We start from the raw sequence: 14,495 nt of genomic DNA, 5'->3' as shown, positions 1-14,495 counted from the left end.
ACGCCTGAGGCCCAGAACCACTTCGGTTCTGGGCCTCTCGCGTTCACTCCTGCGTGCGCGTGTATGCAGGAGCCATGCGTGCAGCGGGAGTGACCGAGTTCGGCGGGCCGGAGGCCCTGCGCGTCGTCGACGTGGAGCCGGAGCCGCTGGGGCCGGGGCAGGTGCGGCTGCGGGTCGAGGCGGCCGCGGTGAGCCCGACCGACACCCACGCCCGCAGCGGCGCCTACGCCGAGCGCGACCCGGTGAAGACCCCGCCGTGGGTGCCGGGCATGGACGTCGCCGGCACCGTCACCGAGCTCGGCGAGGGCGTCGACCACCTGTCCGTGGGTGACCTGGCGATGGGGATCGTCGTGCCCTTCGGGCCCTACGGTGCCTACCGCGAGGACAAGGTGCTGCCGGGCGACTCCGTCGTCCGCGCGCCCGCGGGCGCCACCGCCGTGGAGGCGTCGACCCTGCCGATGAACGGGCTCACCGCGCGGCTGTCGCTGGACCTGATGGCGCTGCGGCCCGGGCAGGTGCTCGCGGTCACCGGCGCGGCCGGTGCCTACGGCGGCTACGTGATCCAGCTGGCGAAGGCCGACGGGCTGACCGTGGTGGCCGACGCCTCCGAGGCCGACGAGGAGCTGGTGCGCGGGCTGGGCGCCGACGTCGTCGTCCGCCGCGGCGAGGACGTGGCGGCGCGGATCCGCGAGCACGTCCCCGAGGGCGTCGACGGGCTGGCCGACGGGTCGGTGCAGGACGAGCAGGTGCTGCCCGCCGTCCGTGACGGGGGAGCGGTGGCCACGGTGCGCGGCTACCGGGGCAACGGCGAGCGCGGCCTGCGGTTCTTCCCGACCCTGGTGCGCAAGGTGGCCACCGACCGGGCGGCCCTCGACCGGCTCCGGCAGCAGGTGAAGGAGGGCGCGGTGACCCTCCGGGTGGCCCGCACCTTCCCCGCCGAGCAGGCGGCGGAGGCGCACCGGGTGCTGGAGGCGGGGGGCGTGCGCGGGCGGCTCGTGCTCACCTTCTAGAGCGACAGGCCCGGTTGCGCGCCGGTCGGGGCGGGCATCTGCGGCGGGACGACCAGCGACGGACGGAGACCCCCGCATGACCTTCTCGATCGTGGCCCGCTGCCCGCACACCGGTGAGTTCGGGGTCGGCGCCCTGACCGCGCTCATGGGGGTCGGCAAGCTCGTGGGGCACGCCTCGCCGGGCGTCGGCGCCGCCGCGTCGCAGGCGTCGATGAACCCCTACCTCGCCATCGACGGGCTGCGGCTCATGGCCGAGGGGCTGGAGGCACCGGCCGCGCTGGACGAGGTGCTCCGCCGGGATCCCGGCCGCGACGTGCGGCAGTGCGGTTTCGTGGACCGCAACGGCTGCACCGCCGCGTGGACCGGGAAGCACACCCTGGACTGGGCGGGGCACATCGAGGACGACGCGGTGGTCGTGTCGGGCAACCGGCTGGTCGGCCGGCACACGCTCGAGGCCGCCCTGGAGGCGTTCCACGCCCACCGCGACCGCGAGCTCGCCGAACGACTGGTGCTCGCCGTGGAGGCCGGCGAGTCGACCGGGGCCGACACGGAGGGTGCCCGCTCCGGTCACGTGCTGGTGCTGGGCACGGAGGCCTACCCCCTCTGGGACATCCGCGTCGACTCGGACAAGGACCCCGCGCTGCGGCTGCGCGAGCTGTTCGAGGAGTACCGCACCGACTTCCTGCCCGAGGTGCAGCGGCTGCCCACCCGCCGCGACCCGGTGGGCGCGGCCACCCGCGACCTGCTGGAGGTCTGACCGGGGAGCGCCGCCCGGGCGGGTGACCCGCGAGCGGGGGGTTGTCCACAGCCGCCGATGGACCGGGACGGCGCCGTCCGCCTACGGTCCCGGCGTGCGCGTCCAGGTCAGCGTCGGGAAGGCCGACGGCACGCTGCTCGACGTCGCCGTCGACGTGGACGACGACCTGCCGGTCGGCCGGGTGGCCGCGGAGCTGGGCCGGGTCGCCGGCCTGCCCGCCGCGGGGGTGTGGCTCGCCGGTGCACGGCTCGACGACGACCAGCCGGTGGGGAAGAGCGACCTCGTCGACGGCGACGTCGTCCACCTGACCGCGCCCGGGGCCGCGTCGGCCGGTCCCCGTCCCCGTGGCTGGCAGCTCCGGGTGCGCAGCGGCCCGTGCAGCGGGCTGGTCGCCGCGCTGCCGATGGGCGAGCACGTGCTCGGCCGCAGCGGTCCGTTCGGCTTCACCGACCGCTCGATGTCCCGCCGGCACGCCCTGCTGCGGGTCGGCGCGGACGGCGCGACGCTGCGCGACCTCGGCTCGGCCAACGGCACCACGGTCGAGGGTGCGCCGGTGCCCGAGGACGACGACGTGGCGCTGGCCCCCGGTCAGGTGGTGCAGCTCGGCGACACCCAGGTGGTCGTCGGGCCGGCCCCCGTCGCCGACGCCGCCGTCGAGCCGGCCGGCCCCGGGGCGCGTGCCTTCGTCCGCGCCCCCCGACTGCTGCCGTCGGCGCCCGACGTGCGCATCCAGCTGCCGAGGGAGCCGGCGACGCGGGAGCCCCGCCGCTTCCCGCTGGTGATGGTCCTCGCGCCGCTGCTCGTCGGCGTCGTGCTGGCGGTCGTCCTGCGCTCGCCGCTGTACCTGGTGTTCGCCGTCGCCGGCCCGGTGGTGATGATCGGCAACGCCGTGGCCGACCGCCGGCAGGGCGCCCGCGAGGAGCGCCGGGTGCGCGAGGAGCACGCCCGGGAGCTCGCCCGCGCCCAGGCGCGGATCGAGCGCGCCGTGGCCGAGGAGACCGCCCGCCGGCGCGACGCCCACCCCGACCCGGCGACCGCGCTGCTCACCGCCGTCCTGCCCGGCCGCCGGCTGTGGGAGCGGCGCCGCACCGACCCCGACGCCCTCGACCTGCGGCTGGGCGCGGCCGACCTGCCCGCCCGCGTGGTGGTCACCGACCGGTCGGGGGGCGACGAGCCGCCGCAGCAGCGCGAGGTGCGCGCTGTGCCCGTCGTGGTGCCGCTCCGCGAGGCCGGTGTCGTGGGCCTGGCCGGCCCGGCCGGCCCGCTGGCCGGACTGCTGCGGTGGGTGGTGCTGCAGCTGGCGGTCACCCATCCGCCGCGCGACCTGGCGATCACGCTGCTCACCGCACGCGGCCGCACGGACTGGAACTGGGTGCGCTGGCTGCCGCACGCCCGGTCGGCCGACGGCGAGGGCCCGGTCGCGTTCGTCGGGAACGACACCGGGACGGTGGCCGCCCGGGTCGCGGAGCTGGCGGAGCTCGTCCGCACGCGCCGCGCCGCGACGCACGGCGGAGGGCGCGTGCTCGCGGAGTCCTTCCGGGCGCACGTGCTCGTCGTCGACGGGTTCCGGTCGCTGCGCGCCAGCCCCGGGCTGGCCCAGCTGCTGCAGGACGGCCCCGCGGTCGGGGTGTACGCCGTCTGCGCCGACGAGGAGGAGCGCTTCCTGCCGGAGGCGGCCACGGCGACCGCCGTCCTCGACCCGGTCGAGGAGGCGTGGCTGGTCGTCCGGCGCAGCGGCCGGGACCCGGTGCCGGACGTGCTGGCCGAGCCGGTGCCCGCGGAGCTGGCCGAACGGGCGGCCCGGGCGCTGGCCCCGTTGCGCGACGTGAGCGCGGAGGAGGACGACGCCGTCCTGCCCGACAGCGTGCGGCTGCTCGACCTGCTCGGGCTCGAGCCGCCCACCGTCGACGGCGTGCGTGCCCGCTGGCAGCTGGCGGGCCGGACCACGCGGGTGGTGGCCGGCGCGGGCCTGCACGGGCCGTTCACCCTCGACCTGCGCACCGACGGCCCGCACGGGCTGGTCGCCGGGACCACCGGGGCGGGGAAGTCCGAGCTGCTGCAGACGATGATCGCGTCCCTGGCGGTGGCCAACCGCCCGGACGCGCTCAACCTCGTGCTGGTCGACTACAAGGGCGGCAGCGCGTTCAAGGACTGCGTGCGCCTGCCGCACACCGTCGGCATGGTCACCGACCTCGACACACATCTCGTCGAACGGGCGCTCACCTCGCTCGGCGCGGAGCTCAGGTACCGCGAGCACCGGCTGGCCGCGGCCGGCGTCAAGGACATCGAGGACTACCTCGACCTGCAGGCGCGCGGACCCGGCGCGCCGCCGCTGCCCCGGCTGCTCATCGTCATCGACGAGTTCGCCTCGCTGGCCCGCGAGCTGCCCGACTTCGTGGCCGGGCTGGTGAGCATCGCCCAGCGGGGGCGGTCGCTGGGCATCCACCTGCTGCTGGCCACCCAGCGGCCCAGCGGCGTCGTCTCGCCGGAGATCCGCGCGAACACCGACCTGCGCATCTCGCTGCGCGTCACCGACGCGGCCGACAGCAGCGACGTGGTCGAGGCGCCCGACGCCGCACGCATCCCGCGGTCCGCGCCCGGCCGCGGCTTCGCCCGGCTCGGGCACGGCGCGCTGGTGCCCTTCCAGGCGGGCCGCATCGGGGGGCGACGTCCCGGCCAGGGCGCCGTGGCCGCGGCGGCGCCGTTCGCCGTCCCGCTCGGCTGGCACCAGCTCGGGTACGCACCGCCGCGGCGGCCGGCGACGGTGGACCGGGCCTCCGACGTCGAGGTCACCGACCTGTCGGTGCTCGTCGACGCCGTCCGCGGCGCGGCGGAGGCCGAGGGCGTGCCCGCGCAGCGCAGCCCGTGGCTGCCGGCGCTGCCCGCACGGGTGCTGGTCGCCGACCTGGCGGACCCGGTCGACGGCCGGGCGACCCGGCTGCCCTACGGGCTGCAGGACCTCCCGGCGACCCAGGAGCGGCGGGTGGCCGTCTTCGACCCCGCGGTCGACGGGCACCTACTCGTCGTCGGCTCACCGAAGAGCGGCCGGTCGCAGCTGCTGCGCACGCTGGCGGGGGCCGTCGGCGCACGCTGCTCGACGGCCGACGTGCACCTCTACGCCCTCGACTGCGGCAACGGCGCGCTGCTGGCGCTGGCCGACCTGCCGCACTGCGGCGCGGTGGTGACCCGCACCCAGACCGAGCGCGCCACCCGGTTGCTCGACCGGCTCGCCCGGGAGCTGGAGCGCCGGCAGCAGGTGCTGGCCGACGGCGGTTTCGCCGACGTGGCCGAGCACCGCCGGTCGGTGCCGCCGGGGGAGCGGCTGCCGCACGTCCTGCTGCTGCTCGACCGGTGGGAGGGGTTCACGCCGACGCTCGGCGAGGTGGACGGCGGCCGGCTCACCGACGTGCTGACGTCCCTCCTCCGGGAGGGGGCCTCCGCCGGGATCTCGGTGGTGGTCACCGGCGACCGGTCGCTGGGGACCGGGCGGCTGTCGTCGCTCACCGACAGCCGGCTGGTCATGCGCCTCGCGGAGCGGGGCGACTACCCGCTGGTCGGTGTGCCCGGTCGGCAGGTGCCCGGGGAGCTGCCACCCGGGCGGGCGGTCACCGTCGACGGCGCGATCGAGACGCAGGTCGCGCTGCTCGCCGCCGACGAGTCGGGGCAGGGGCAGGCGGCGGCGCTCGCCGAGATCGCGAAGGCGGCACACGTGCGCGACGCGATGGTGCCGCGGCCGGCCCGCCCGTTCCGCGTCGACGCGCTGCCCGCGCGCCTGGGCTTCGAGGCCGCCTGGGAGCTGCGCCCGCCCGGTGCCGGCGCCGGGTTCGCCCTGGTCGGCGTCGGTGGCGACGAGCTGGCCGGCACCGGCCCCGACCTGGTCGGGCGGGGGCCCGCGTTCGTCGTCGCCGGGCCGGCGCGCTCGGGCCGGAGCTCGCTGCTGGCCGTGATGGCCGAGTCGCTGCTGCGGCAGGGCACGCCGGTCGTCGTCTGCGCCCCGAAGGCCTCACCGCTGCGAGCCCTGGCCGGCCGGCCCGGGGTGCTGGACGTCCTCGTGGACCCGTCGGCCCCGGCGGAGCGCTGGCGGGAGTTGCTCCACGCCGCACCCGGCCGGCGGCCGGTCCTGCTCCTGGACGACGGCGAGGCGCTGCGGGACTGCCCGGCAGCGGAGGTCCTCCGTGAGGTCGTGCGGGGCGCCGTCCCCGGCTGCGGCCTGGTGCTCGCGGGGAACGCCGACGGCATCTGCACCGGCCTGTCGGGCTGGCAGGTGGAGGCACGGAAGGCTCGGCAGGGGGTGCTGCTGTCGCCGCAGGGGAGTACCGACGGCGACCTGATCGGCGTCCGCCTCCCGCGCGGCGCCGTGGGCGGGCCGCTCCGGCCGGGTCGCGCGCTGCTCCACCTGGGCGACGGCGAGCTGCGGACCGTCACCGTCCCGTCCCCGCCGGGCGCGCCCTGACCCGACCGGCGCCCGCGGGCCCGGGGACGACGACGGCCGCCTCGCGCGGGGCGGGGCGGCCGTCGTCGAGCGGTGTTCAGCGGCCGAGCGCACCGGCCAGCTGGGCGTCGGCCTCGCGGAAGGTGGCGGCGGCCTGGGTGAGGTACTGGGCCATGCCGTCGAGGCCCGCGACCATGTTCCGCGCGCCGGTGGTGAACTCGTCGTACGAGGCGGAGAAGCTGCGGCTGGAGGCGTCGGTGACGTAGCCCTCGGCGACGAGCTGGTCGACGAGGCCCTTGAGCTGGCCGAGCATGCCGTCGATCTCGACCCGCCCATTGGTGAGCCGGCCGGCCGCGTCTTCCATCTGCTGGTAGGTGACGTTGACGTTCGCCATGGTGGGTCCAATCAGGAGGTCCGGGTGCTCCGGGCACGGGCGGATGCGGATACGCGGCGGAACGTAACAGCGGATCGTGGTCGGCCGGGCCGCTTCGCGGGGGCCTGTGGACAACCGTGCGCGGGGGCCTGCCGGAGTCGCGCCGCGGGCCGATGCCCTGTTTGCTGACGGGCGTCGGACCTGCGGAGGGAGCTCGGAATGGTGCACAGGCTCGTGGTCAGCTACGGACAGCCGGCGGACCCGGCGGCCTTCGACGCGTACTACCGGGAGACGCACACGCCCCTGGCGCTGCGGCAGCCCGGCCTGGTGCGGCTGACCTTCGGCAAGCCGGTGTCGCTGGACCCGGCGCAGCCTGCGCCCTACCTGGTCGCCGAGCTCGACTTCGACTCCGAGGAGGCGATGGGGCGGTCCCTGGCCTCGCCCGAGGGGCGGGCGGCCGGGAAGGACCTCGCTAACTTCGCCACCGGCGGCGCCACCTTCGTGCACTTCGACGTGCAGCAGGCGAGCTGAGCCGGTGAACGGTGCGCAGGCGCTCATCCGAACCCTCGTCGGCGCGGGCGTCGACGTCTGCTTCGCCAACCCCGGGACGTCGGAGATGCACTTCGTCGCCGCCCTGGACGACGTGCCGGAGATGCGGGGTGTGCTGACCCTCTTCGAGGGCGTGGCCACCGGCGCTGCCGACGGCTGGGCGCGGATGACCGGCCGGCCCGCCGCGACGCTGCTGCACCTGGGGCCGGGCATGGGCAACGGGCTGGCCAACCTGCACAACGCCCGCCGGGGCAGGGCGCCGGTGCTCAACGTCGTCGGCGACCACGCCCGCTCGCACAAGCGCCTCGACGCCCCGCTGGAGTCGGACATCGACGCCGTCGCCGGAACCTTCTCGACCTGGCTGCGCCGGTCGCTGTCACCCGCCGACGTCGCCGCCGACGCGGCCGAGGCGGTGGCCGCCGTCGCCGGCGGTGGCATCGCGACGCTGATCCTCCCCGCCGACGTGTCGTGGGAGGAGGGCGCCGCCGTCGCCGGACCGCTGCCCGTGCGGCCGCGGCCGCGCGTCGCCCCGTCCGTGGTCGAGGACGTCGCCTCGGTCGTGCGCGCCGACGAACCGGTGGTGCTCCTGCTCGGCGGCGACGTCATGACCGAGCAAGGCCAGCTGGCCGCCGCCCAGGTCGCCGCGGGCACCGGTGTGCGGCTGATGGTGGAGACCTTCCCGGCCCGGTCGGCGCGCGGTGCCGGCCTGCCCGACCTGCACCGGCTGCCCTACCCGCCCGAGATGGCGATGGCCGCCCTCGCCGGCACCCGCCACCTGGTGCTCGCCGGCACCACCGCGCCCGTGCACTTCTTCGGCTACCCCGGGGTGCCCGGCCACCCGGTGCCCGAGGACTGCGCGGTGCACGTGCTCAGCGCCCCGGGGGAGGACGGCGTCGCCGCGCTGCGGGCGCTGGCCGATCTCGTCGCGCCGGACGCGAAGCCCGAGGTCGCGGAGTTCGAGCGACCGGAGCTGCCCACCGGCGAGCTGACCCCGCGGACGATGGCCGCGGTCGTCGGTGCGCTGCTGCCCGAGGACGCGATCGTCGTCGACGAGGCGCTCACCTCCGGTGCGGGGCTCACCGAGATGACCTCGGCCGGCCCGCGGCACGACTGGCTGTCGCTCACCGGCGGCGCGATCGGCGACGGGCTGCCGATGGCGCTGGGTGCGGCGGTGGCCTGCCCGGACCGGCCGGTGATCGGCATCCAGGCCGACGGCAGCGCCATGTACACGATCTCGGCGCTGTGGAGCTACGCCCGCGAGCGGGCCGACATCACGACGATCGTCTGCGACAACGGCTCGTACGCGATCCTCGAGCACGAGCTCAGGCGGGTGGGTGCGGCCAACGACGGCGAGCGGGCCCGGCAGCTGCTCGACCTGGGCGGCCCCCGCCTGGACTTCGTGGCGATCGCGCAGGGGATGGGCGTGCCGGCGAGCCGCGCGACGACCGCCGAGGAGCTGGCCGATCAGCTGCGGCGGGCGCTGGCGGAGCCCGGCCCGCACCTCATCCAGGCCGTCCTGCGCTGACGCCGTCCGGGGGTGGGGTACCGGTCCGTCACCCGGATGGAGTACACAGAGGCGCTCCGCTGTGATGAGCAGCACAGTGCCGACGAAGGAGTCGTCCCTTGTCCCTGCACCGCAACCGGTTGGCCCCCCTCGCTGTCGCGGCGGGCGTGGGTCTTGGTGTGTTCACCGTCGGGGGCCCGGCCCTCGCCGCCCCCCCGTCCTCCGACGAACAGGTGTCGAACCCGGACTGGCAGCCGGTCCAGCAGTCGCCGAAGGAGCCGGTCTACAACCTGCGCTGGACGGTCGCCGACCCGCGCTACGACTACGCCGGTGAGACCGCCGGGCAGGAGTTCGTGCCGCTGACCGACGAGGCCGGCAACCCGATCAGCAAGGTGCTCTACGGCACCGACCGGGGTTCGGCCTACCGCATCGAGGTGCCGCTGGACTGGAACGGCGACGTCGTCTTCTGGGAGCACGGCTACCGGGGCACCGGCACCACCGTCTACGTCAGCGACCCCAGCTACGACCTGCGGCGCACCTACGTCGAGAACGGCTTCGCCTGGGCGGCCTCCTCCTACGGCGAGAACCGGTACGACATCGAGGCCGGTGCGCTCGCCACCGAGCGGCTGGCGCGGATCTTCGACGCGCGGGTCGGGCGGGCCGACCAGCGGTATCTGCAGGGCGTCTCGATGGGCGGGCACGTCATCGGCACGCTCCTGGAGCGCGACCGCGGCGTCGAGTGGGACGGCGCGGCCCCGATGTGCGGGGTCATGGGTGACTACGAGCTCTACGACTTCTTCCTCGACTACAACCTGCTGGCGCAGACCCTCGCCGGGGTGGACGCCTACCCGTTCCCCTCGCAGTCGGAGTACTTCGCCGAGGTCGTGCCGCAGATCAAGGCCGCGCTCGGCACCCCGACGACGCCGACCCCGGTGTACGAGGGGCTGACCGAGGAGGGCGAGGTCTTCCGCGACAACATCACGGCGATCACCGGCGGCGAGCGCCCCGGTGACGACGAGGCCTTCGGCTACTGGGAGGGGCAGAACTTCGTCTACGGCGTCGTGACCAACGAGCCCAGTGGCCTCGCAGGAGTGCTGCCGGGTGCGGTGTGGAGCAACGTCGACACCGACTACCCGGTCGACCACACCTTCGACGACGGCACGACGCTCGACCAGCGCGTGGAGCGGGTGGCTCCGGCGCCCGGGACGCGGAGCACCTACCTCTCGGTCCCCGTCCCGGCGATCACCGGGGACATCGACGTCCCGGTGCTCTCCTCGCACACGCTCGGTGACTACTACGTGCCGTTCTCCATGGAGCAGCACTACGCGCGCGACGTCGCCGCGCAGGGCAACGCAGATCTGCTGGTCCAGCGGGCGATCCGGGCCGCCGGGCACTGCGAGTACACGGCCGAGGAGGCGGCCGACCAGTTCCTCGACCTGGTCGACTGGGTGGAGAACGGCGTGACGCCGGCCGGCGCCTCGGTGCTCGACCCCGAGGTCGTCGCCGACCCGAACTACGGGTGCGAGTTCACCACCCCGGTGCGCACCGGCACGCGGGCCTTCTACGAGGAGTGCCCGGCGCCGGGCGCCGGGGGCTGACCCGCAGCACGCCTGACCAGTGAGGGCCCTCCTCCCCGCACCGGGGAGGAGGGTCCTCCGCCGTGCCGTGCGCCCGCGGGCCCGGCGCGACCGCCCCCGGGTGGCCGGCGTCCGGCGGCGCTGCCTAGATTGCCGGGGAGTGGACGGCGGAGCGGAACCGGAGCCAGGACCCGCCGCACCCCGCCCGTCCCGGCGGCTGGTCACCGATCCCGTCTTCGGGCCCTACTGGGCCGGCAAGCTGCTGGCCAACGTCGGCATCTGGATCCAGAACATCGCCAGCGCGGCGCTGGTCTGGCAGCTGACCGCGTCGGCGTTCCTCGTCGGGCTGGTCAGCTTCGCCCAGTTCGTGCCGCAGCTGGTGCTGACCCCGGTGAGCGGCGCGATGGCCGACCGGGGCAGCCCGCGCCGGCAGATCCTGCTCGGCCGCGTGCTGTGCGCGCTCGGCGCCACGGTCCTGTCCGGCTGGGTCCTGCTCACACCCGATGTAGCCGACGTGCCGCCGTGGGTCGTGATGGTCTCCGCGCTCGTCGTCGGCATCGGGTTCTCCGTCGGTGGCCCGGCGATGCACTCGCTGCTCCCGTCGCTGGTGCGCCCGGGCGAGCTGCCCCGGGCCGTCGCCCTGGACAACCTCACGCTGTCGGTGGGTCGTGCGGTCGGGCCGGCCGTGGGCGGCGTCGTGGCCGCCACCGCCGGGTACGGCATCGCCTTCGGCCTCGCGGCGGTCGGCCACGTCGTCTTCCTGCTGGCGGTGTTCCGGCTCCGCACGCCGGGTGCCGCCACCGCCCCGGGCCCGCGCCTGTCGGTCGGCGCGGGGATCCGCTACCTGCGCACCGACCCGGTGGTGGGCGTCCTGCTGCTCGGCATCACCGCGGTCGGGATCGGCGCCGACCCCGCCGTCACGCTGGGCCCGGCGCTGTCCGACCGGCTCGGCGGCGGCCCGCAGCTGGTCGGCCTGCTGGCCTCCGCCTTCGGCGTCGGCGCGCTCCTGGGCTTCGTGGTCCACGCCGGCCTGCTCCGCTTCCTCGACCACGCGCGGCTGGCGACCACCGGTCTGGTGCTGCTGGCACTGTCGGCGGTCGGGCTGGCGCTGGCCGGGAGCGAGGCCGCCGCGGTGACGGCCTTCGCGGTGGGCGGGGTCGGGATGACGCTGGCCATGAACGGCGTCACCACGTTGCTCTACGACCGCGTCCCGCGCGAGTACATCGGCCGCATCATGGCGCTCTGGCTGGTCGGGTTCGTCGGTTCGCGGCCGCTGGCCGCGGCGCTCAACGGCGCGCTCACCGACCTGGTGTCGGTCGTCGCCGCCCTGCTCGCGACGGCGGTGTTCGTGCTGGGCGTGGCGGCCGTGTGCCGGCCGTCGGTGCTGCGGCGCCCCGCCCCGGGGCGGTGAGGGCGGGCATCATCGGGCGGGTGGTCCGGTCGGTACTGGTGAGCGTCGGTGCGGTGGTGCTGCTGCTCGTGGTCGTGGTCGGCCTGCTGTGGGTGTTCCAGCGCAACCTGGTCTACCTGCCCGACGACGGGCCGGCGCGCCCGGTCGAGGTCGCCCTCCCCGGTGCGCGGGAGGTCGCCCTTACCACCGGGGACGGGCTGGAGCTCGCCGGCTGGCACCTGCCGGCCGAGCGCGACGCCGCGCCGACGGTTCTCGTGGCCAACGGCAACGGTGGCTCCCGGGACGTGCGCGCTCCGCTCGCGCGGGCGCTCGGCGAGGCCGGGCTGGGGGTGCTGCTGTTCGACTACCGGGGCTACGCCGGCAACCCGGGGAGCCCCACCGAGGAGGGGCTGGCGTCCGACGTCCGCGCCGCCCGGCAGTTCCTCGTCGACGAGGGCGTCGCCCCCGACCGGCTCCTCTACTTCGGGGAGAGCCTGGGGGCCGCCGTCGTCACCGAGCTGGCCACCGAGCACCCACCCGCCGGCCTGGTGCTGCGCTCGCCGTTCGTCGACCTGCCGTCGGTGGCCGCGGAGCACTACCCGGTCCTGCCGGTGCGGGCGCTGCTGCATGACCGGTTCCCGGTCGCCGAGCGGATCGCGGGCGTGGACGTGCCCACCACGGTCGTGCTGGGCACCGAGGACTCGATCGTGCCGCCGGAGCAGAGCCGCGCCGTGGCCGAGGCGGCCGCCCGGCTGCACCGCCTGGTCGAGGTGCCCGGCGCGGACCACAACGACCGGGTGCTGCTCGACGGGGATGCGCTGGTCGACGCCGTCGTAGAGCTGGCCGAGCACACCACCGGCTGGTCCCGGCCGTGACCCGGCCGGGTACGGCGCCCGTGGTGCGGGTACGGCGGCCAGCACCGGACCACGGGGAGGAGCAGAGGTGGCTGATCTGGCGGGGCGGTCGACCCGCGAGGTGTTCGAGGACCACCTCCGGCTGGCCGCGGCCGGCGATCTGGAGGGAGACCTCGCCCGCAACGTGGCGGAGGACGTCGTGGTGCTGTGCGGCCGCGGCACCTTCCGCGGGCACGACGGCGTCCGGGAGCTGGCCCGGCAGCTGATGGACGAGGTGCCGCACGGCCGCTGGAACTACGTGACCCGACTGGTCGAGGGCCGCATGGCCTACCTGGAGTGGACGGTGGACGAGGGCCCGACGCGCGTCCGCGACGGCGCGGACTCGTTCCTCGTCGAGGCCGGCCGGATCCGTGCGCAGACCATCCACTACACGGTCGAGGACGAACACGGCACCGTGCTGGTGCAGCGGGACGGGAGCCGCCCCGGCTGACCGGCGCCGGGGCCCGTCGCGGCCGGGGTCCGTCCCCCGGGCTCAGACGGCGGTGGCGAAGACGACGACGTTGTCCCGGTAGCTGCGGGCGTCCTCGTCGAACGGCCCGCCGCAGGTGATCAGGCGCAGTTCGGGACCCTCGGCCTGCCGGTAGACCGCGTCGGTGGGGAACTCGGTCTTGGGCCAGCGGCCCACGCCGTCGACGACGAACGCGTGGACGGTCCCGTCCGCGGCGGTGAGCTCGATGCGGTCACCGGGCGCCAGCTCACCCAGCCGCCAGAACGCGCCCGGGCCCTCGTAGGAGTCGACGTGCCCGGCGAGCACGGCGGCGCCGTCGGCACCGGGGGCAGGGCCGCCCGACCACCACCCGACCTGGGCGGGGTCCTCCGGCACCTCGAGCCGGCCCCGCTCGTCGAGCCCGAGGTCGACCAGGTCGACCTCCAGGTCCAGCGACGGGATGAGCAGGCCGGCCGGGCGGGCCACGGCCGGGGCGGGTTCGCGGGGCTCCGGGACAGCGGGGGCCCCCGGCGTGGCGGTCACCTGCCGGACGTCGGAGACGTCGCGGGTGAGCGGCGGCTGCGGGGCGGCCGTCGGGGAGACCTCGAGCCAGGCGCTGCCCCCCAGCAGCGCCAGCCCGGTCAGGGCCAGGGCCACCGGCGCGGTGCCCGTCCGTCGGGCACCGCGCCGGCGGTCGGCGTGGGTGTCGGTCACCCGTGGCGGCGCCGGACGCCCAGGGCCACGCCGCCCAGGGTCAGGGCTGCACCCGAGGCCCCGAGCGCGATCAGCGCCGGGTCGGTGCCCGCGCCGCCGCCGAGACCGGCGTCGACCCCGCCGTCGGGCACCGGGTCGAACGGCACCTGGGGCTGGTCGCCCTCGATGGTGAGCGGCGCCCTGAGCACGGTGCCGCCCTCCGGGCAGGGCACGCTGACCTCACCGGTGGCCGAGGGCGCCCCCGCGGGGATCGTCACCGATCCCTCAAAGCTGCCGTCCTCGGCGAGGGGCACCCGGCCGAGCAGGCCGCCCTCGAAGCCCCGGCCGGCGAGGACGGCGACATCCTCGTCCTCACCGGCGCTCTCGCACTGGCCGGAGACCTGGATGCTCCCGCCGTCCTGGACCGTCGACGGCTCCACCGTCAGCGTCTCGTGCTCGTCCGCCGCCGCGACCCCGGGCAGCGAGAAGGCGACCACCGCCGCCAGGAAGGTCCCTGTACCGATCATCTTCCGCAACGTGCAACCTCCATCGTCGTGTCGATCTCGGACTGCACCCCGATGCTGGCCGAACCTGTGGATCACCGCACATCGGGCCGCTGACCTGCGTCGTCGCGCGGTGGTCACCCGACCGGGTGCTCTTCGGCCGATCGGGCCGATCCCTGTCCACAGATCGACTGACGTCACCCCCGCGGACTGGCCCGTTTCCCTACAGTCCGCACCGATTCGACGACTGCTCGACGGCTCGACGGGGGATGGCGTGCCGACTGCTCTGGACGTCGTGGACGGCGAGGTCCGCGAGCTGATCCGCCGGCGTGGGCTGGACCCGTTCACCGACCCGGGCCCGGTGCG

12 protein-coding genes are annotated in these 14,495 nt (G+C 76.0%); 9 read left to right on the top strand and 3 right to left on the bottom strand.

Annotated elements, in window-relative coordinates; translation table 11 throughout:
* Window positions 1-74: 74 nt before the first annotated feature.
* The 3 genes from ACI79S_RS11660 to ACI79S_RS11650 all read left to right on the top strand — a co-directional run bounded on the left by ACI79S_RS11660 (window position 75) and on the right by ACI79S_RS11650 (window position 6,220).
* Complete coding sequence (locus ACI79S_RS11660) at window positions 75-1,010, top strand: quinone oxidoreductase family protein (protein WP_456593596.1); 936 nt, start codon at window positions 75-77, stop codon at window positions 1,008-1,010.
* 76 nt (window positions 1,011-1,086) lie between these two features.
* Window positions 1,087-1,767: a DUF1028 domain-containing protein gene (locus ACI79S_RS11655; protein WP_456593595.1), complete on the top strand. Its 681-nt coding sequence runs from the start codon at window positions 1,087-1,089 to the stop codon at window positions 1,765-1,767.
* A 94-nt stretch (window positions 1,768-1,861) separates the two neighbouring features.
* Entirely contained in the window at window positions 1,862-6,220 is a 4,359-nt protein-coding gene (locus ACI79S_RS11650; protein ID WP_456593594.1) for an FtsK/SpoIIIE domain-containing protein, read from the top strand.
* 76 nt (window positions 6,221-6,296) lie between these two features.
* Here the strand turns inward: ACI79S_RS11650 and ACI79S_RS11645 are convergent, their stop codons facing one another.
* Entirely contained in the window at window positions 6,297-6,593 is a 297-nt protein-coding gene (locus ACI79S_RS11645; RefSeq protein WP_456593593.1) for a WXG100 family type VII secretion target, read from the bottom strand.
* A gap of 198 nt (window positions 6,594-6,791) precedes the next feature.
* Here ACI79S_RS11645 and ACI79S_RS11640 point away from each other — a divergent pair, with 198 nt between their 5' ends.
* From ACI79S_RS11640 to ACI79S_RS11615, 6 genes are all read left to right on the top strand, one after another.
* Window positions 6,792-7,103: an EthD family reductase gene (locus ACI79S_RS11640; RefSeq protein ID WP_456593592.1), complete on the top strand. Its 312-nt coding sequence runs from the start codon at window positions 6,792-6,794 to the stop codon at window positions 7,101-7,103.
* A gap of 4 nt (window positions 7,104-7,107) precedes the next feature.
* Window positions 7,108-8,646 (top strand): acetolactate synthase large subunit, encoded by a 1,539-nt coding sequence (locus tag ACI79S_RS11635; protein ID WP_456593591.1) that lies wholly within the window; start codon window positions 7,108-7,110, stop codon window positions 8,644-8,646.
* 98 nt (window positions 8,647-8,744) lie between these two features.
* On the top strand, window positions 8,745-10,223 hold the full coding sequence (locus ACI79S_RS11630) for an esterase (protein WP_456593590.1): 1,479 nt from the start codon (window positions 8,745-8,747) through the stop codon (window positions 10,221-10,223).
* A 139-nt stretch (window positions 10,224-10,362) separates the two neighbouring features.
* Window positions 10,363-11,613, top strand: a complete 1,251-nt coding sequence (locus ACI79S_RS11625) for an MFS transporter (RefSeq protein WP_456593589.1) — start codon at window positions 10,363-10,365, stop codon at window positions 11,611-11,613.
* A 20-nt stretch (window positions 11,614-11,633) separates the two neighbouring features.
* The gene (locus tag ACI79S_RS11620; protein ID WP_456593588.1) at window positions 11,634-12,467 is read left to right on the top strand and encodes an alpha/beta hydrolase; all 834 of its coding nucleotides are present in this window, start codon (window positions 11,634-11,636) and stop codon (window positions 12,465-12,467) included.
* Window positions 12,468-12,534: 67 nt separating this feature from the next.
* Window positions 12,535-12,936, top strand: coding sequence for a nuclear transport factor 2 family protein (locus ACI79S_RS11615; protein WP_456593587.1), 402 nt, complete (start codon window positions 12,535-12,537; stop codon window positions 12,934-12,936).
* 42 nt (window positions 12,937-12,978) lie between these two features.
* Here the strand turns inward: ACI79S_RS11615 and ACI79S_RS11610 are convergent, their stop codons facing one another.
* Window positions 12,979-13,647 (bottom strand): class F sortase, encoded by a 669-nt coding sequence (locus tag ACI79S_RS11610; protein ID WP_456593586.1) that lies wholly within the window; start codon window positions 13,645-13,647, stop codon window positions 12,979-12,981.
* Window positions 13,644-14,153 (bottom strand): hypothetical protein, encoded by a 510-nt coding sequence (locus tag ACI79S_RS11605; RefSeq protein ID WP_456593585.1) that lies wholly within the window; start codon window positions 14,151-14,153, stop codon window positions 13,644-13,646. The genes ACI79S_RS11610 and ACI79S_RS11605 overlap by 4 nt, the downstream gene beginning before the upstream one ends.
* Window positions 14,154-14,495 lie beyond the last annotated feature (342 nt).

The sequence above is a fragment of the Blastococcus sp. SYSU DS1024 genome (genome assembly GCF_054050795.1).
This window is presented reverse-complemented; position numbering and strand designations above follow the sequence as displayed.